Below are 18,192 nucleotides of genomic sequence, written 5' to 3' on the forward strand. Positions count from 1 at the left end.
TAACAGGAGGGACCAATCATGAAATCATATCACCCGAAGTCCCTTTTAAATGATCTGCAGTATTATATTACTCCACCTCATGATTGCAGCTACTTAGAAAATAAATCTGCACGTATGGTGTTTTTAGACCCCATCCATCGAATTGATGTGGTCACTCTTTCAGAACTTTCTCGTTTAGGCTTTCGCCGTAGTGGTGACTTTGTTTATCGCCCTGAATGTCACTTATGTCGACAATGTTTGTCTTGTCGTGTTCCAGTGGCCGATTTCCAAATGAACAGCATGCAAAAAAAAGCATGGAAACGAAATCAAGATCTCACCATGACTGTTCTGCCTACGCGACAGGCAGCACAAATCCATTATGATTTATACGAACGCTATATTAATGAGCGCCATGCAGATGGCGATATGTTTCCACCTAGCTTAGATCAGTTTGAAAAATTTTTAGTGCATAGTTGTACAGATAGTTTTTTTCTTGAGCTTTGGAAAGATAACCGTTTAATCAGTGTGTCTACCTGCGATCTAATGGATGATGGACTGTCTGCGGTCTATACGTTCTTTGATCCAGACGAGCATCGCAGATCACTTGGTGTGTATTCTATTTTGAACCAAATTGAATATGTGAAATCGCTCGGTTTAGAGTACCTTTATTTAGGCTATTGGGTACCGCACTCAGCCAAAATGAATTATAAATCGCAATATACACCTTTAGAACTTCTACTCGATGGACAATGGCGCCGTTTAAACCGATCATTGTCACCAGAAGAAATTCAACAGTTAGGTACGTCGCTTATGACAACGTTACCTTCTGAATGGAACAATTTAATCATTAAATAAAGATGCGAAATCATCTGTGCAGGTTTTTACCATAATGACTGCGTGTTCCCGCCCGCCTTCTTGAGTAGGATAATAATTGCGGCGCAAGTCAATTTGGTGAAAGCCTGTTTTTTCGTATAAACCGATAGCAGCTTTATTACTTTCACGAACTTCTAAAAAGATTTGCACTGGGTGATTTTTTAATTGATCAATTGATGCATTTAATAATTCATATCCTAAGCCCTGCCCTTGCATTTTAGGATCAATTGCCATGAGCAATAAATTCGCTTCATCTAAAACAGGCTGTAAAATACAAAAACCCACCACTCTGTTTTGTGACTCAATCACTGTACATTGATAAGAATTCAAAGATTCAATAAATTGCTGTTTTGACCATGGGTGTGTTTGCACTGATTTTTCGATTTGTACAACAATATCAACATCAGTGTTTTGCATAATACGAATCATGGGGTTCAGCACAATCAAAGTTCTAAAGTAATGCGTATTATAAAAACTTCACAAGAAAAAACGAGTAAAAAAAAGGACAATTAAATTGCCCTTTTTTACTATCCTTTTTAGAGACCTAGTTTTTCACGCCAAGTTGCTAACAGCGCTGTAGTATCAGAATCATTTGGATGAAATTTTGGTCTTAAGAAATCAAGTAACTCTGGAATTTGACGTGTCATAAAACCTTTACGACCATACATAAACTTAAGCATGTACTTCGTGTCTTTCCAAGTTAACTTTCCATCGGTTTTTAATAGCTTGGCGGTAAAATGTGTCTGAGTTGCAAAAATTAATGCCATTGCAATAATTAAAGCTGTTGAACGCATGAAATAAGCTTTCGGACCTTGCCCATACATGCTTGTGTACACATCAAATGCCACAGCTTTATGTTCATTTTCTTCAACTGCATGCCACATCCATAAATGATACATTGTGTCATCTTGGAACATCGCCTGAATTTCAGGGTTCTGTAAAAGTTCAGCTGCAATGGTAGAGGTAAAATGTTCTAGCGCACATGTCCCTGTTAAATCAATCATTTCTTTAGTGTAGCCAAAAGGTTTCATTAATTTGGTTACAACAGCCGTACCCATCTTAATGACTTTTCCTGTTTGCTTTTCCATATGGCGAACATCATAACCATAAGCTTGCGCTGAAGCATTAAATGCTAAATGCTCTTTCGAATGCATCGCCTCTTGACCAATAAAAGCGCTAATTTCTTTTTGAAGATCTGGATCAGCAAGCTTTGGATCATTTCGAACAGCACGAGTACTATTTACAAAGAACTGCTCACCTTCTGGGAAAAGGGCCGATAATGCTGTCATAAAATGTGTTAATGCAGCATCATAATTCGCCCAATAGCGTGGGACCTGAGTAAATTCAAAGTCCATACGACGCACAGGGAAACTAGCACCAGCACGATTGGAAATATTTACCTTAGCATTCATCTCAGACTCCTTTTAAGTGAATAGCTAATTCACATATAACTTTATTTATTTTCTTAATATTTATAATCATACGTCTTTCGGTGTACCAATTAAGTGCAGATGAGGACAGAGAAATATCAGATGAGGTCATTAATAACCCCATAAAGGTGCATAGACTTACTTATACTCATGGTTAGCAAATAATACTTAAAAAGAAAAAGGGCTACTCATGAGCCCTTTCAAATAAACATAGATTTAAATTACAAACCTAATTTTGCTTTCCATGTTTTCAATAGACCAACTGTATCTAGGTCATTTGGATGAAAACCAGGTTTAAAGTAAGCTAACATTTCTTTAGCCATACCACTAATAATGCCTTTAGATGGGCTGTATCCATATTTATAAATTACTGATAGTTCAGTTAAATTCAACTTATTGTCTTGCTTTAATAAACGAAGTACAAAAGATGATTGAATCAAAAAGATTAAAGTCATAGCAAACACTAAAGAGCTGGTTCGTAAGGCATAAGCTTTTACACCTTTACCAAATACACCTTCGTATACGTCAAAAGCTACAGCTTTATGCTCATTTTCTTCTATAGCATGCCAATACCACATGGTTGACATTGTCTCATCTGTCATCAACTCTTGAATGTGTTTATTAACTAATAACTGTGAAGCTATAGTAGCCGTAAAATGTTCAAGTGCTGTTGTAGCTGTCAGATCAACCATTTCTTTGGTCATACCGAAAGGTTTAACAATTTTTACAAAAGTTTTAATTGCTGTTTGAATCGCCGTGTCGGTAAACTTCTCTAGTGTTTCTACATCGTGACCAAACTTTTGAGCAGAAGCATTAAAATTTACATGCTCTTGAGTATGCATTGCTTCTTGCCCAATGAAGGCACTAATCTCTTTTTGCAATGCTTCATCATCTTTAATTGATGGGTGATAACGTACAGCACGTACACTATCTATGAAGAATTTTTCACCTGCCGGAAACAAGGCCGACAATGCTGTCATAAAGTGTGTGAGTCCAGCAGAACCATTCATCCAATATTCTGGTACATCATTAAAGTCAAAGTTCATACGACGTACAGGAAAGCTCGCCCCTGCACGATTCGTAATATTCACTTTAGCATTCATACCCAAAGCTCCTTATTAAGTAATCCAAATTACTCAAACTTTATTGTTCGTTTTCTTGATTCTTATCATACAAATTTCATAAAAAGGATTAAGGGTAAATAAGGACATTGAAATATCAGTTAAGGCCAGCTTTTATAGTGATTGTTAGACAATTAAATATAAAAAAAGCGCTCTAAAAAGAGCGCTTTTTTTCACTGAAAGTGATTATGCAGTTACTTTCGCAACAACACCAGCACCTACAGTACGACCACCTTCACGGATCGCAAAACGTAGACCTGGGTCCATTGCGATTGGGTGGATTAATTCTACTGACATTTCAACGTTGTCACCTGGCATAACCATTTCAACGCCGTCTTGTAATTGGATTGCGCCAGTTACGTCAGTTGTACGGAAGTAGAACTGTGGACGGTAACCGTTAAGGAATGGAGTATGACGACCACCTTCTTCTTTAGAAAGTACGTATACTTCTGCATCGAATTTAGTGTGCGGCTTGATTGTACCTGGTTTAGCAAGTACTTGACCACGTTGTACGTCTTCACGCTTAGTACCACGTAAAAGAACACCACAGTTCTCGCCTGCACGACCTTCGTCAAGAAGTTTACGGAACATTTCTACGCCAGTTACAGTTGTTTTAACTGTATCTTTAATACCAACGATCTCTACTTCTTCACCAACTTTAACGATACCAGCTTCTACACGGCCTGTTACTACAGTACCACGACCAGAAATTGAGAATACGTCTTCGATTGGCATTAAGAATGCTTTATCGATAGCACGTTCTGGTTCTGGAATGTAAGAATCAAGCGCTTCAACAAGAGCAAGAACTGAAGACTCACCATATTGACCAGCATCACCGTTAAGAGCAGCAAGAGCTGAACCACGGATAACAGGAGTGTCATCACCTGGGAAGTCATAAGTAGAAAGAAGTTCACGAACTTCCATTTCTACTAATTCAAGTAATTCTTCGTCATCAACAAGGTCACACTTGTTCAAGAATACGATGATGTAAGGTACACCAACCTGACGAGAAAGAAGGATGTGTTCACGAGTTTGTGGCATTGGACCATCAGTCGCAGCACATACAAGGATCGCGCCGTCCATCTGAGCAGCACCAGTAATCATGTTTTTAACATAATCGGCGTGGCCCGGGCAGTCTACGTGAGCGTAGTGACGGATTGGAGAATCGTATTCTACGTGTGAAGTATTAATTGTAATACCACGTGCTTTTTCTTCAGGTGCTGAGTCGATTTGTGAGTAATCTTTCGCTTCACCGCCATAAGTTTTTGCACAAATAGTTGCAATCGCAGCAGTTAAAGTTGTTTTACCATGGTCAACGTGACCAATTGTGCCCACGTTTACGTGTGGCTTATTACGTTCAAACTTGGCTTTAGCCATGATGATCTTCCTTTATAAACTGCTCATGCAGGGTCACTGCACGAGCGCTTGGTTTTTAACTAAGAATTAGTTTGGGCTTATAGTAATCGAAAGATTACTCGTCGTCACCTTTTTTACCGCCAGTCTGGAACTTAGCGATGATGCCTTCAGCCACGTTACGTGGAGTTTCAGCGTATTTAGCGAATTCCATAGAATAAGTCGCACGACCTTGAGACATAGAACGCATTTGAGTCGCGTAACCAAACATCTCAGCCAATGGAACTTCTGCTTTAATTGCTTTAGTTCCACCAGGAAGATCATCCATACCTTGAACCATACCACGACGACGGTTTAAGTCACCCATGATATCGCCCATGTAGTCTTCTGGAGTTTCTACTTCAACTTTCATGATTGGTTCAAGAAGGATAGGATCAGCTTTCATGAAACCGTCACGGAAAGCGTATGAACCAGCCATTTTGAACGACAATTCATCAGAGTCGACATCATGGTAAGAACCATCGAATAATGTCGCTTTGATACCCACAACAGGGTAACCAGCTAATACACCATTCTTCATACGTTCTTGAATACCTTTGTCAACAGCACCAAAGAATTCTTTAGGTACTGTACCGCCGACAACTTCTTCAGCGAATTGGTATTCTTTACCAGCTTCTTCAACATCCATAGGCTCTAAACGAACATATACATGACCGAATTTACCTTTACCACCTGTTTGACGAACAAATTTACCTTCTTGTTCAACAGACTTTTTGATCGTTTCACGGTAAGCAACCATTGGTTTACCAATATTCGCCTCAACACCGAATTCACGCTTCATACGGTCAACGATGATGTCAAGGTGAAGCTCACCCATACCAGCAATAATTGTTTGACCAGATTCTTCGTCTGTACGAACGCGGAACGATGGATCTTCTTTAGCCAAACGACCTAAAGCAATTGACATTTTTTCTTGGTCAGCTTTAGTTTTTGGTTCAACAGCCAATGAAATTACTGGCTCTGGGAATTCCATACGCTCAAGTGTAATGATGTTTTTCTCATCACATAATGTATCACCAGTAGTAACGTCTTTAAGACCTACACACGCTGCGATATCACCTGCACGGATTTCATCAAGATCTTGACGCTCGTTCGCATGCATTTGCACGATACGACCGATACGTTCACGCTTAGATTTAACTGGGTTATAAACCGGATCACCTTGTTTAAGAACACCAGAGTAAACACGTACGAATGTTAAGTTACCTACGAATTTGTCGTTCATGATTTTGAACGCAAGCGCAGAGAACGGAGCTTCGTCAGATGCTTCACGAGACGCTTTAGTTTCGTCTTTGTCGTCAAGGATACCTTCGATCGCTTTAACTTCTGTAGGTGATGGTAAGAATTCAATTACAGCATCCAACATACGTTGAACACCTTTGTTTTTGAACGCTGAACCACAAAGCATTACTTGAATTTCAGAAGCTAATGTACGAGCACGTAAACCTGCAATGATCTCTTCTTTAGAAAGATCACCTTCTTCAAGGTACTTGTCCATTAATTCTTCAGAAGCTTCAGCCGCAGCTTCAACCATTTTGGTACGCCATTCGTTAGACGTATCAACAAGGTCAGCTGGGATGTCAGCATATTCAAACTTCATACCTTGAGATGCTTCATCCCAGATAATCGCTTTCATTTCGATAAGGTCAACAACACCTGCAAACGTATCTTCTGCACCGATTGGCACAACGATAGGTACAGGATTACCACCTAAACGAGTTTTAACTTGCTCAACAGCACGGAAGAAGTTTGCACCAGTACGGTCCATCTTGTTCACGAATGCTAAACGAGGCACTTTATATTTGTTTGCTTGACGCCATACAGTTTCAGACTGAGGTTGTACGCCACCAACTGCACAGTAAACCATGCACGCACCGTCAAGAACACGCATAGAACGTTCAACTTCGATTGTGAAGTCTACGTGTCCCGGGGTGTCAATTACGTTGATACGGTGTTGTTCGAATTGGTTACCCATACCAGACCAGAAACAAGTTGTAGCAGCAGAGGTAATTGTAATACCGCGCTCTTGCTCTTGTTCCATCCAGTCCATTGTTGCTGCACCATCGTGTACTTCACCAATTTTGTGAGATACACCTGTGTAGAACAAAATACGTTCTGTTGTAGTTGTTTTACCTGCGTCGATGTGCGCAGAAATACCGATGTTACGGTAATTACTAATTGGGGTTTGGCGAGCCATGATGTCTACATTCCTAAATGTTATATTTAAAACAGGACGCATCAATTAAATTGATGCGCACAAATATCCAAGCAGGCAACTTAAATACCCGCAAAGCTCCCACTTTGATAAAGAGCAATGTTGAATCGAGCTGCGGTACGCATGAATATTCTCCTGATTAGGGACTGTTTTATCCGCTTAGAAACGGTAGTGAGAGAAGGCTTTGTTGGCTTCAGCCATACGATGCACGTCTTCACGTTTTTTGATCGCTGCACCTTTACCTTCAGCTGCATCAAGCAACTCACCAGCAAGACGTAAAGCCATCGTTTTTTCAGAACGCTTAGCAGCAGCATCTACTAACCAACGCATTGCTAAGGCAGTACGACGGGATGGGCGTACTTCCATAGGTACTTGATAAGTAGCACCACCAACACGGCGTGCTTTTACTTCAACCATAGGACGAACTTTTTCAAGAGTAGTCTCGAAAAATTCAACTGGGTCTACTTTGTTTTTTTCTTGAACACGTTCTAAAGCACCGTAAACGATACCTTCAGCAACAGATTTTTTACCATCTTGCATTACGTGGTTCATGAATTTAGCGATTGTTTGGCTGCTAAATTTTGGATCTGGAAGGATCTCACGAGCAGCGACTACGCGACGTCTTGGCATTTTAATACACCTAATAATATGACACTTCAGGATAATCCAGCAGTTTGTACAAGTGTCATGTACACGACGCTGGCCTTACTATACGTCGCTTGAATTACAAATCTATGAAGAATTCAAACAAGCGAAACGCTAAAGGGCTTATTGGACTAGTTTCCTAGAATTACTTCTTAGGACGCTTAGTACCGTATTTAGAACGTGATTGATTACGATCTTTAACACCAGCACAGTCTAATGAACCACGAACGGTATGGTAACGTACACCTGGTAAGTCTTTAACACGACCACCACGGATAAGAACAACACTGTGCTCTTGTAGGTTATGACCTTCACCACCGATGTAGCTAGATACTTCAAAACCTGAAGTTAAGCGAACACGGCAAACCTTACGCATAGCTGAGTTAGGTTTTTTAGGTGTAGTTGTATAAACACGTGTACAAACACCACGACGTTGTGGACAAGCCTTCAACGCAGGAACTTTGGATTTTTCAACCAAAGTCGTACGACCCTTACGGATCAACTGATTCGTTGTTGCCATATGGCAATTCTCCCGTTATTAAAAAACCTTAAAAAGAAAATACCTCTTTTTAAGGGCACATAATTGTAAGCTAAGATGCAAAAATGGTCAACACGGCAATACGTACCAAATGTTGACCATATCAATCTTTGACAGGATAACTTACAAATCTAAATAGAGTTCAAATTTTATTTTTAAACCTCTTATTTGTAAGCGTATTGTTAAGAGTATTTTTTATCATTCAACTCCTCTTCATCTTCCTCAGGAGTTAAAGCCGGTTTTTGCTCAGTATGCTCATGTTCCTCAACATGTTTATCAGCAAGTTGCTCGATACCTTGGTGAACATTTTCCTGAATTTTTTCTTCACTCTTTTTACTTTCTGTAGGCTTTAAAACAATAGATACTTTTGAAATGACATCATGGTTTTCTACTTTATGATGATGTGCTGCATGAATATTGCCATCTTCACCCACATTTAAAAGACGTGGACTCGCCTTTTGGATAAGCGTTACTGCAGCATAATAGGCTTGTAGTGGAGATAAATGCTCACTTGGATGTTCATTTAAATAATGTCTTGCAGCACCAAAAATGGCTTGTGCTTTATGACCAACATCTTCTTGTAGTTTCCAACTATATACGGCACTTAAAACAGCACCAGCAACTGGTGTAACTTTGCCAAAGGCTGAAAGTTTAGGAATACGATTTAACCAACCCCATTTAAACTCTCCCTCTTCATCGACTAGCCAGTTCTTTAAAGTATCAAAATCGGTAGTTGAACCTAACACTTGCTGAAATTGATGAATATCTTGCGTTTCCAACATATTTCGTAATGTTTTTAAAGCGATCAATAAAGTTTGCTTTTCAGCAATCAAACTAATATCAACTTCTTTAAAGATAAACTCAACAACGTCTTGGTCTGTAACTTCTAGAAGATCAAAACCATGTGATCTACCAGTCTGATAAATCGTTCTTAAAACCAGCACGAGTGAAACAGGAATATCTACAGCAGCACCAACCACACCCGACACGCCTGTAATTGCACCTTGTACAGTTGCAATTAATTTATTTTGTTCGATAAGTGCCTGACTTAAACGTTGAGAACGGCCCGTATCTTTAGTGAGCTCAAATAAATCTTTAGCGCCCGCTTCTTCTAAGATTTTTTCAGTTAAGGTGCTTTTTGAACTAAAGTCATTCAGCCAATCAAATAAATAACCTGAGATTTTTTCGTCCCAATCTGGGGAAAGAAATGTAGCTACACCATTTACTTTTGTGAAATGTCGCCCAAAGACCTGACGAGTTACTTTCGGCAATTGTTCACGTAGCATTTGTTGAGGACTTTCATATTGCTCAACTTCAAATGGGCTTTTTGTTCTCGATTTTCCTTCAACCGTTTTATCAGTTGGAATTGGTTCAATTACCTTACTAACGTCACCTGATTGGTTCTGTTGCAAGATACTCAATCCTGTAGAACTGAGCTTTTTAGCCACTCCGAAGACCTGAGAAAACAAATTGTCAGATTGATTATTATTAAATTTTGTCATCAAGTACCTCGATTTTTTAATTTATCTAATTAGACATAAATACTAGGTGGAATGTGGATTTATCTCAACTTGAATGTGTGTATTTTAGTTAACCCTAAATGCAACATACTATGTATTTGGTTATTTTTTTTAAATGTAAAATTGTCATAAAGATTTGCCATAAGAAATAAAAATCCTTTCTGCTATCATGTTAACAACGAAAAAACATGAGTCTTGTTTTCTTACAGCTATATTCTCCTATTCGTTTTCGTAGCTGTTGATCACCATAGACTCTTAATATCACCATAAAGGGACCTGTAGATGAAACGTGTTGTAATCACTGGTATGGGTATTAACTCATGTATCGGTAACTCTTTAGAAGCAGTTACTCATTCACTTCAAAATGGAATCTCCGGGACACGTTTTAACCCAACTTATGCTGAACTCAATTTTAAAAGTCATGTGAGCGCTGCTGCAGAACAAGATTTTGATCATATTGACCGTAAGTTAAAACGCTTTATGGGCGTATGTGCAATGTACGCTTACAATGCTGCTGTAGCTGCTGTTGAACATGCAGGTCTTACTGCTGAACAAATCGGTGGTAATCCACGTTACGGTATCGCAGGCGGTTCAGGTGGTGGTTCAACTGCATCTGTTGTTGAAATGACAGAGCTTTTAGAAACTAAAGGTGCACGTAAAGTAGGACCTTTCTTCGTACCACGCAACATGTCAAACACTATTACTGCAAACGTAGGTGTTGCATTCAAACTGCAAGGTATTGCTCATACAATTACAAGTGCTTGCGCAACTTCTGCTGACGCAATTGGTTATGCGTACAACCTTATTCAACTCGGCAAACAAGATCTTATGCTTGCTGGTGGTGGTGAAGAAGATCATTGGTCTCAAAGTTTATTGTTTGATGCAATGGGTGCACTTTGCTCAAAATATAATGAAACTCCAGAAACAGCATCTCGTCCATATTCAGCAGACCGTGATGGTTTTGTTATTGCTGGCGGTGGTGGTTTCGTAGTACTTGAATCACTTGAACACGCTCAAGCACGTGGTGCCAACATTTTAGCTGAAGTCGTTGGCTATGCTGCAAACAGCGATGGTGCAGACATGGTTGCTCCAAGCGGTGAAGGTGCTACACGTTGTGTATTAATGGCGCTTGAAGAAGCTAAGCAACATGGCGTAGATAAAATTGACTATGTAAATACACATGGTACATCTACTCCAGCTGGTGACATTACAGAACTTAAAGCAATGGAACGTGCATTTGGCGAAGGCAATGTACCTCCTCTTAGCTCAACTAAATCTATGACAGGTCATAGCTTAGGTGCAGCTGGTGTACAAGAAGCTATTTACTCTGTTCTAATGATGCAAAACGACTTTATTGCACCAAACATCAATGTAACTGAACTTGATGAAGGCGCAAAACCGTTTGATATCGTACTTGAAAAACGTGATGCAAAATTGAATACTGTAATGAGTAACAGTTTTGGCTTTGGCGGCGTTAACGCTTGCCTTATTTTCAAGAAGTGGGATGCATAATCCCACCTAGGATTATCGATGGATGCACCTTCTGATGCTTTTTTGTGGGTAAAAGCATTACATATTATTGCCGTGGTTTGTTGGTTCGCTGCTTTGTTCTACTTACCACGTCTATATGTTTATCATGCTATGAGTGAAGATGCTGTTAGTCATCAACGCTTTGAAGTAATGGAACGTAAGTTGTATCGTGGAATTATGTGGCCTTCTCTGATTGCCACATTAATTACTGCTCATTTTCTTGTGGATTGGGGCGATGCAACTCGACATTACCATCAGGCAACATGGTTTTACCTTAAAGTTGGATTAGTCGCTTTGTTAGTCATCTACCATTTGGTATGTGGCTACTACCGTAAAAAACTTATCGGAAATGCTCACTATAAATCACATAAGTTCTGGCGCTTCTTTAATGAAATGCCGACCTTAATTTTATTTGCTGTTGTGATTTTAGTTGTCGTAAAGCCTCAGTTTTAACTGGGGTTTTTGCTTTTCTTATCCAAGAACTCTTTTATTCACAGCAATAAGAAAACTAATGAATAACCACCCCTCTTTATTTCGCGATATCTAACCTATAGTATGCTAAAGAAATAGATGAACTCATTTAATGGCAAAGCTATGCTACTTTTTAATGCCTTTAAACGCTTAATTCGCAAACAATTTATTCTTCTTACACTTTTTATTTTCCGTCACTTAAAAAACTACCCAATTAGGCATTTGACTGCTCAAGAAAAAGTATTAGCACAAATGGTCTTTGGCGACATGCTCAATTGTGAGCAACCTAAAATTATTGCTACTCGCTACCTTCCTTGGCAGTCTTACGGTATTTTTATGGCTCCAAACGGAAATATTTATGTCAATCTTTCCGATTACAGTGAAAATTATGCTCTAGAATCTAGATTTATGCAGGGTATTTTTATTCACGAACTCACTCATGTCATGCAGTATCAAAAAGGTATTCATGTACTACTTAAAGGCGCCTTGCTGCAATCAGCCTATTATCTGAGCTTTAAAAGTTACAACCCCTATAAATATACCTACTCTCCCCACAAGGCTTTTAGCTCTTATAACATTGAACAACAAGGTGAAATTGCCCGTGACATTTGCTCCGGAAAAATCCCCAATATCATCTGTTCACCTCAACTTGATTTGTAACTAAATAATCAATCTAGCTTTGAACGTAACATTTCTTGCTTAATGTAAATGAGAATTCTTATAAATCAGAAATACCTATCTAGACGCTGAAATCGTACTTATTCATTTCAAATTATTGAAAAAAATATAGAAGACTTATTCCAAATTAGCTTGTGATAAGGCAGTATACAGACAATAAAAATAATGAAGCCTGTTTCTATTCTATACAGAAAATCTCGTTATTTTTACGCAGAAAATATGTGATTGGTATATATTATTGATCTTGACATTTTTGTTTACTATTTTAATTGTTTAATATCGTATCATACACATCGTTGAAAAATTATATCCATAAAAATCAACACTATGTGTATCTATATTCGTTATGATCTAGGATTAGGTTTGAATGAAAAGTTTTAAAGTTGCCCTTGCTCAGTTTTCTCCGCATATTGGCAATATTGACTCAAACACCAAAAAGATGATTGAGCAAGTAAATCAGGCGAAAAAACAAAACGCTGACCTGATTATTTTTCCCGAGCTTTCTGTTATTGGTTATCCAGCTGAAGACTTATTGCTACGTCCAAATTTAAATAAACGTATGCAAAAGGCTTTTGCTCAACTTGCCGAAGTTAAAGATATTGTCATGGTTTTCGGATTTGTGAACCAGACAGAAGATGGTCAACGTTATAATTCTGCTGCTGTCATGAAAGACGGTCAAGTTCTGGGTGTTTTTAACAAACACAATTTACCAAACTATGGCGTCTTTGATGAAAAACGTTATTTCCAAAAAGGACATCAGCATTTGGTGTTTGAATATCTTGGACATAAGTTTGGCGTATTGATTTGCGAAGATATCTGGTCAATTAATACTGTAAAACAGTTAAGCCAATTAAATGTTGATACTGTTCTTGTACTCAACTCATCACCATATGAAGTCGGTAAACCTCAGCACCGTACACAAACCTTGAGTGAACTTGCAAAACAACTTCACCTCAACATTGTGTACGTTAACCAGGTGGGCGGACAAGATGATTTAATTTTTGATGGCACAAGTTTTGTCAGCAATAAAGATGGTGGAATTGCTTTACAAGCACCAAGCTTTAAAGAAGACCTCTACATCGCTGAATTTGAGCCAAAAAATAAAGTATTTAAAGTCACAGAATCAGCTCCTGCTTTAGAAACATTTGCAGAGATCTATCAAGGTTTAGTTCTGGCAACACGTGACTATGTAGAGCGTTCAGGTTTCCCCGGTGTAATTTTAGGTTTATCTGGCGGTATTGATTCTGCCCTTACACTTGCTATTGCTGTTGATGCAATTGGTGCAGAAAAAGTACAAGCCGTAATGATGCCTTATACTTATACTTCTCAAATTAGTGTAGAAGATGCGGCAGAACAAGCTCGTCGTATGGGTGTAACTTTCGGTATTGCTGAAATACATTCAGTTGTAAATAGCTTTATGCAAACCTTGTATCCTTTCTTTGGCAACTCACCAGCAGATGCAACCGAAGAGAATTTGCAAGCGCGCGCACGCGGCACATTACTCATGGGCTTATCAAATAAATTTGGTAATTTAGTACTCGCTACTGGCAACAAGTCTGAGCTTTCAGTTGGCTACTGTACACTTTACGGTGATATGGTTGGTGGCTTTGCAGTTCTAAAAGATGTTTATAAAACTATCGTGTTTGAATTAGCAAAATACCGTAATAGCTTAAGTGAAACTCCTGTTATTCCTGAACGTGTTATTACTCGTCCACCTTCAGCAGAACTTCGCCCAGACCAAAAAGACCAAGACTCTTTACCAGCATATGATGTATTGGATGCCATTCTTTACGCATACATTGAAGAAGATTTAAGTCAGGCAGATATTATTGCCAAAGGTTTTGATAAAGAAGTAGTTGAAAAAGTTATCCGTTTAGTTGATCGTAATGAATACAAACGTCGTCAAGGCGCGATTGGGCCGAGAATTACTTCTCGTGCATTTAGTCGTGAACGACGTTATCCGATTGTCAACGGTTGGACAGCGAATGACTGAGCAGGAAAACTCATCAAAAACTACAGCACTTGCTCAAGCACTTTTGCTTGAGCAGGTGGAATTTTTTAAAAAACAATTATCTATAGAAAACTCACCTATTTATTTCCAGCAGTTCATTCAACTGTTTATGCAACATGCTGACGAAATAAAACTTCATGAAGTTGTTGATTTAGAGCAACTACAAGCCGTTGTGAAACGTTATGCTTTTGAAATGCAGCTAGGTGCTGGCTTACTTGAGTTTATTGGGGAAATTGCGCAGCGTATTTATCTATCTGCCATGAAGTCTCCAATTCAGCTACAAGATTTGGTATCTGACCACCAATTTGAAATGTGGCTCTCCAAATTTTTAGAAATGGAACATATTCCTCTTTATCTCAATCAGTTTTTAAGAAGCAGTCCTTCTGTACAACAACTTTGCCAATATATTGCAACTTCAACATTAGAACAAAAATTACCAAAATTTCTAAGCGCATCTAGAGTTGATGACTATCACTTTGAATGGCAACACAAACTCAAAAAATTCTCCTTTCTACAGCAACAACGTCTTGAGCATAAACTTGAAACTTGGATTGCCAGCTTTATTCATGAGCAACTCACAGAATTAAGTCTTTTATCGAGTGAAGATTTAGAAAGCCTAGTACGCCATGTGTGGGAAGATATTAGATATAAAAAAATGTATGAGTTTATGAAGCAACTTACTCCTCTCGATGTTGAAGAGTTTTTTGTTTTAATTTACGAATACTGGAAAGAATTACGCCAATCGCAATTCATGCAAGATCTGATTTTGTATGGTGTCGAAGTTTTTTATGACTTTTATAAAGACCAGAGTTTATTTGAAGTATTAAGTGAGATTGGTTTAACCGAAAGCGACTTACAAACTGAAGCTTTACGTTTTTATCCGAAGGTTATGAATGCCTTTAATGAACACGGTATTTTAGAACCGTTATTACAAACGCTTTTAGCTCCTTTTTATCAAAGCTCAAAAACACTCGATACGATTGAAAAACATTTTAATATGTAAAAAGCAGATAAAAAGAAACCATGCATGAGCATGGTTTTTAAAATGGTGGCTATGACGAGACTTGAACTTGTGACCCCCGCATTATGAGTGCGGTGCTCTAACCAACTGAGCTACATAGCCGTAAACTGTGTGCGCATTATCTATAGTTCTGTATAGCAGGTCAAGAGTTCAAAACCACTAAATTCCATCAAATGAACAAATAAGATTCAGATCATCATTATTTGTTCATTTTTTAGCAAATTTGTACTTTAAACAATTGATCAACCAAAGAAATATATTAGAGATCTAATACTAGTTTTTTTCCTTTTGATCTTGATACACAAATCATCATGCTCTTTTGTGAAGCCTTTTCTGCATCACTTAAGTATTGATCGAAGTGCTCTGCTTCACCTTCTAAAATAGCAGTTTCACATGTACCGCAAACCCCTTCGCGACATAAACATTCCACATCAATATTTAATGTTTCGATGGCTTGTAAAATGGTCTGGTTACTTTGTACTTCAATTTCCTGATTAGACTTAGCAAGTACCACTGTAAACGCTTCACCATCTTCTGGAACTGTTGAAGCAAATTGTTCCCAGTGGATATATTCATCGCGATAACGATGCTTATTACAGCAATCAATCACAGCATCAATCATAGGTTTCGGCCCACAGACATAGACATGTGTACCTTTAGGTTGTGATGAAATCAGTTCATCCAAATTTAATGCGCAACCTTCTGAGTCAACATAGCTAAATACATGCTCCGTATGTTTCTGCTTAAGCTCATCTAACAAAGCCGCGTGTTCAGGTGAACGGTAGGCATAATGTAGCTCAAACTCAGCACCACGTGCTGCAAGCTCATCCATTTGTGGCAAGAATGGTGTAATGCCAATACCACCTGCAATTAAAATATGTTTATTGCCTGTTTCAGCTAATGGAAATAAATTTTTTGGTTCTGAAATCTGAATTTCACAGCCTTCATTACATTGATCATGCATGAAAATCGAACCACCCTTACCTTCCACATCCTTACGAACACAGACTTGGTAAGTCGATAAATCTTGTGTACAACTCATCAATGAATACGCATTTGAAAGCTGTTCATTCATTTTGACAATAATATGGCTTCCCCCACTAAATCGAGGAAAGTTCTGCCCATCTTGACGTTTGAACGTAAACCGTTTGATTAAAGGGGTTAGCTGTTCCACATGAGTAACAACCGCTGGGAACATTTTATAATGACTAGCCATATTAGAATCCTTCTTTTACCGCATATTCTTGTTGTTAGGGCTTATCCTTAAAGCCCTAAACACATGTATTTAATAGTCATGAACTCTTCAAGACCATACTTTGAGCCTTCACGCCCAACACCTGATTGCTTCACGCCACCAAATGGTACAACTTCATTTGAAATTGCTGTGGCATTCATACCGACCATTCCATATTCAAGCTGTTCTGACACTCGCCATAAACGTGAAATATTTTCGCTATAAACATACGCTGCCAAACCAAAAATGGTGTCATTGGCCTGAGCAACAACATCAGCTTCATCTGTAAAGCGAATGAGCGGCGCAACTGGACCAAAAATTTCTTCTTGGACAATTTCCATCGTACGGTCAACGTTAGTTAAAACCGATGGCTCATAGAAGGTTTGACCTAAAGCATGTTGTTTACCGCCACAAGCAATTTTAGCTCCTTTACTGACTGCCTCATCAATCAATTGCTGTGCTTTCAAAACTGCTTTTTCATTAATTAATGGGCCAATTTGCACGCCATCCTCAAGGCCATTACCGACTTTAAACTTTTGTACTTCTTGAACAAACTTCTCAGCAAAAGCTTGATAAATATTGTCATGTACATAAATACGGTTAGCACAAACGCAAGTTTGGCCCGCATTACGGAACTTAGCAAAAATCGCGCCTTGTACAGCTTTATCTAAATCTGCATCATCAAATACAATCAGAGGTGCATTACCACCTAACTCAAGCGCCAATTTTTTAATGGTGCTTGAACACTGCTGCATCAGTAAGCGTCCCACTGGCGTTGAGCCAGTAAAGGTCAATTTTTTCACTTTTTCATGTGAAGTAAATACCAAACCAATTTCTTGTGATTTACCAGTCACGACATTAATCACACCAGCCGGAATACCAGCTTTTTCTGCAAGCTTCGCAATCGCTAAAGCACAATAAGGCGTTTCATTCGCTGGCTTAATCACGACCGTACATCCAGCTGCTAAAGCTGGTGCCGCTTTACGAGTAATCATGGCAATTGGGAAATTCCACGGCGTAATAGCAGCCACGACACCCACAGGTTCTTTACTAATAATAAAACGCTGCTGGTTATTTACGGTTGGAATCACATCACCATAAATACGCTTACCTTCTTCGGCAAACCATTGAATAAATGACGCAGCATAACGCACCTCACCTTTCGCTTCTGACAAAGGTTTGCCTTGTTCAATAGTCATGATTAAAGCAAGTTCATCGGTATGATCGAGAACCAGTTTGTACCAAGCTAATAAAATATCTGCACGGTTTTGAGCGGTCAAAGCTTTCCAGCTTTGCAAAGCAGTATAAGCAGCTTCAACCGCTTGTGTAGCCTCGGCCGCTCCCATATTTGGAATTGTGCCAATTTCTTCGCCTGTTGCTGGGTTACTTACCGGAACCGTTGCATTTGACTGTGCAGCTAGCCATTGCCCGTTAATATAGGCTTGTTGCTGAAATAATTCAGTGCTTTGTAAACTCGACATATTATCTTCCTAACTGAAGAATCAGGTGCAAG

General features: G+C 38.8%; 16 protein-coding genes and 1 tRNA gene. 6 read left to right on the forward strand and 11 right to left on the reverse strand.

Annotated elements, in window-relative coordinates:
- Positions 1-18 precede the first annotated feature (18 nt).
- The gene (locus F968_RS14465) at positions 19-834 is read left to right on the forward strand and encodes an arginyltransferase (RefSeq protein ID WP_004703325.1); all 816 of its coding nucleotides are present in this window, start codon (positions 19-21) and stop codon (positions 832-834) included.
- Here the strand turns inward: F968_RS14465 and rimI are convergent.
- The 8 genes from rimI to F968_RS14505 all read right to left on the reverse strand — a co-directional run bounded on the left by rimI (position 820) and on the right by F968_RS14505 (position 9,716).
- Complete coding sequence (gene rimI, locus F968_RS14470; protein ID WP_004794154.1) at positions 820-1,281, reverse strand: ribosomal protein S18-alanine N-acetyltransferase; 462 nt, start codon at positions 1,279-1,281, stop codon at positions 820-822. The genes F968_RS14465 and rimI overlap by 15 nt on opposite strands.
- Before the next feature lie 107 nt (positions 1,282-1,388).
- Positions 1,389-2,264, reverse strand: a complete 876-nt coding sequence (locus F968_RS14475) for a metal-dependent hydrolase (protein ID WP_004794157.1) — start codon at positions 2,262-2,264, stop codon at positions 1,389-1,391.
- Positions 2,265-2,503: 239 nt separating this feature from the next.
- A complete protein-coding gene (locus F968_RS14480; protein WP_004794158.1) occupies positions 2,504-3,385 on the reverse strand; it encodes a metal-dependent hydrolase in 882 nt (293 codons plus the stop codon).
- 204 nt (positions 3,386-3,589) lie between these two features.
- Positions 3,590-4,780 carry an elongation factor Tu gene (gene tuf, locus F968_RS14485; protein ID WP_004794160.1) on the reverse strand — a complete coding sequence of 397 codons (1,191 nt, stop codon included), beginning with the start codon at positions 4,778-4,780 and terminating at the stop codon, positions 3,590-3,592.
- 94 nt (positions 4,781-4,874) lie between these two features.
- Complete coding sequence (gene fusA, locus F968_RS14490) at positions 4,875-7,013, reverse strand: elongation factor G (RefSeq protein ID WP_004794161.1); 2,139 nt, start codon at positions 7,011-7,013, stop codon at positions 4,875-4,877.
- Between the two features lie 177 nt (positions 7,014-7,190).
- A complete protein-coding gene (gene rpsG / locus F968_RS14495) occupies positions 7,191-7,661 on the reverse strand; it encodes a 30S ribosomal protein S7 (RefSeq protein WP_004638185.1) in 471 nt (156 codons plus the stop codon).
- A gap of 160 nt (positions 7,662-7,821) precedes the next feature.
- Complete coding sequence (gene rpsL, locus F968_RS14500) at positions 7,822-8,196, reverse strand: 30S ribosomal protein S12 (RefSeq protein ID WP_002050319.1); 375 nt, start codon at positions 8,194-8,196, stop codon at positions 7,822-7,824.
- Positions 8,197-8,396: 200 nt separating this feature from the next.
- Positions 8,397-9,716 (reverse strand): EcsC family protein, encoded by a 1,320-nt coding sequence (locus F968_RS14505; protein ID WP_004794164.1) that lies wholly within the window; start codon positions 9,714-9,716, stop codon positions 8,397-8,399.
- Positions 9,717-10,016: 300 nt separating this feature from the next.
- Here F968_RS14505 and F968_RS14510 point away from each other — a divergent pair, with 300 nt between their 5' ends.
- The 5 genes from F968_RS14510 (at position 10,017) to F968_RS14530 (ending at position 15,427) form a co-directional block, all read left to right on the forward strand.
- A complete protein-coding gene (locus tag F968_RS14510; protein ID WP_004641618.1) occupies positions 10,017-11,246 on the forward strand; it encodes a beta-ketoacyl synthase N-terminal-like domain-containing protein in 1,230 nt (409 codons plus the stop codon).
- A gap of 18 nt (positions 11,247-11,264) precedes the next feature.
- Positions 11,265-11,717 (forward strand): CopD family protein, encoded by a 453-nt coding sequence (locus F968_RS14515; protein ID WP_004794166.1) that lies wholly within the window; start codon positions 11,265-11,267, stop codon positions 11,715-11,717.
- A 117-nt stretch (positions 11,718-11,834) separates the two neighbouring features.
- Positions 11,835-12,395, forward strand: coding sequence for a hypothetical protein (locus tag F968_RS14520; protein ID WP_004794167.1), 561 nt, complete (start codon positions 11,835-11,837; stop codon positions 12,393-12,395).
- A gap of 385 nt (positions 12,396-12,780) precedes the next feature.
- Positions 12,781-14,406 carry an NAD+ synthase gene (locus tag F968_RS14525; RefSeq protein WP_004794169.1) on the forward strand — a complete coding sequence of 542 codons (1,626 nt, stop codon included), beginning with the start codon at positions 12,781-12,783 and terminating at the stop codon, positions 14,404-14,406.
- Positions 14,399-15,427, forward strand: coding sequence for a hypothetical protein (locus F968_RS14530; RefSeq protein ID WP_004794171.1), 1,029 nt, complete (start codon positions 14,399-14,401; stop codon positions 15,425-15,427). The genes F968_RS14525 and F968_RS14530 overlap by 8 nt, the downstream gene beginning before the upstream one ends.
- A 43-nt stretch (positions 15,428-15,470) precedes the next feature.
- On the opposite strand, the gene F968_RS14535 is transcribed toward F968_RS14530, so the two are convergent.
- The 3 genes from F968_RS14535 to F968_RS14545 all read right to left on the reverse strand — a co-directional run bounded on the left by F968_RS14535 (position 15,471) and on the right by F968_RS14545 (position 18,160).
- Positions 15,471-15,547 (reverse strand) — tRNA-Met (locus F968_RS14535).
- A 157-nt stretch (positions 15,548-15,704) separates the two neighbouring features.
- Positions 15,705-16,661, reverse strand: a complete 957-nt coding sequence (gene cntB / locus F968_RS14540; RefSeq protein WP_004794173.1) for a carnitine monooxygenase, reductase subunit CntB — start codon at positions 16,659-16,661, stop codon at positions 15,705-15,707.
- Positions 16,662-16,708: 47 nt separating this feature from the next.
- Positions 16,709-18,160 carry an NAD-dependent succinate-semialdehyde dehydrogenase gene (locus F968_RS14545; RefSeq protein WP_004794175.1) on the reverse strand — a complete coding sequence of 484 codons (1,452 nt, stop codon included), beginning with the start codon at positions 18,158-18,160 and terminating at the stop codon, positions 16,709-16,711.
- Between the last annotated feature and the right edge of the window lie 32 nt (positions 18,161-18,192).

Source organism: Acinetobacter sp. NIPH 817 (assembly GCF_000368405.1).
Taxonomy (GTDB): Bacteria; Pseudomonadota; Gammaproteobacteria; order Pseudomonadales; family Moraxellaceae; genus Acinetobacter.

Excerpts from the sequence above, each read along its gene's own strand:
- F968_RS14525 (WP_004794169.1), top strand. The coding sequence starts at position 12,781 with ATGAAAAGTTTTAAAGTTGCCCTTGCTCAGTTTTCTCCGCATATTGGC.
- F968_RS14475 (WP_004794157.1), bottom strand. The coding sequence starts at position 2,264 with ATGAATGCTAAGGTAAATATTTCCAATCGTGCTGGTGCTAGTTTCCCT.
- F968_RS14545 (WP_004794175.1), bottom strand. The coding sequence starts at position 18,160 with ATGTCGAGTTTACAAAGCACTGAATTATTTCAGCAACAAGCCTATATT.
- F968_RS14505 (WP_004794164.1), bottom strand. The coding sequence starts at position 9,716 with ATGACAAAATTTAATAATAATCAATCTGACAATTTGTTTTCTCAGGTC.
- F968_RS14510 (WP_004641618.1), top strand. The coding sequence starts at position 10,017 with ATGAAACGTGTTGTAATCACTGGTATGGGTATTAACTCATGTATCGGT.
- F968_RS14530 (WP_004794171.1), top strand. The coding sequence starts at position 14,399 with ATGACTGAGCAGGAAAACTCATCAAAAACTACAGCACTTGCTCAAGCA.
- cntB (WP_004794173.1), bottom strand. The coding sequence starts at position 16,661 with ATGGCTAGTCATTATAAAATGTTCCCAGCGGTTGTTACTCATGTGGAA.
- tuf (WP_004794160.1), bottom strand. The coding sequence starts at position 4,780 with ATGGCTAAAGCCAAGTTTGAACGTAATAAGCCACACGTAAACGTGGGC.
- F968_RS14520 (WP_004794167.1), top strand. The coding sequence starts at position 11,835 with ATGAACTCATTTAATGGCAAAGCTATGCTACTTTTTAATGCCTTTAAA.
- F968_RS14515 (WP_004794166.1), top strand. The coding sequence starts at position 11,265 with ATGGATGCACCTTCTGATGCTTTTTTGTGGGTAAAAGCATTACATATT.
- F968_RS14465 (WP_004703325.1), top strand. The coding sequence starts at position 19 with ATGAAATCATATCACCCGAAGTCCCTTTTAAATGATCTGCAGTATTAT.
- fusA (WP_004794161.1), bottom strand. The coding sequence starts at position 7,013 with ATGGCTCGCCAAACCCCAATTAGTAATTACCGTAACATCGGTATTTCT.
- rpsG (WP_004638185.1), bottom strand. The coding sequence starts at position 7,661 with ATGCCAAGACGTCGCGTAGTCGCTGCTCGTGAGATCCTTCCAGATCCA.
- F968_RS14480 (WP_004794158.1), bottom strand. The coding sequence starts at position 3,385 with ATGAATGCTAAAGTGAATATTACGAATCGTGCAGGGGCGAGCTTTCCT.
- rpsL (WP_002050319.1), bottom strand. The coding sequence starts at position 8,196 with ATGGCAACAACGAATCAGTTGATCCGTAAGGGTCGTACGACTTTGGTT.
- rimI (WP_004794154.1), bottom strand. The coding sequence starts at position 1,281 with ATGATTCGTATTATGCAAAACACTGATGTTGATATTGTTGTACAAATC.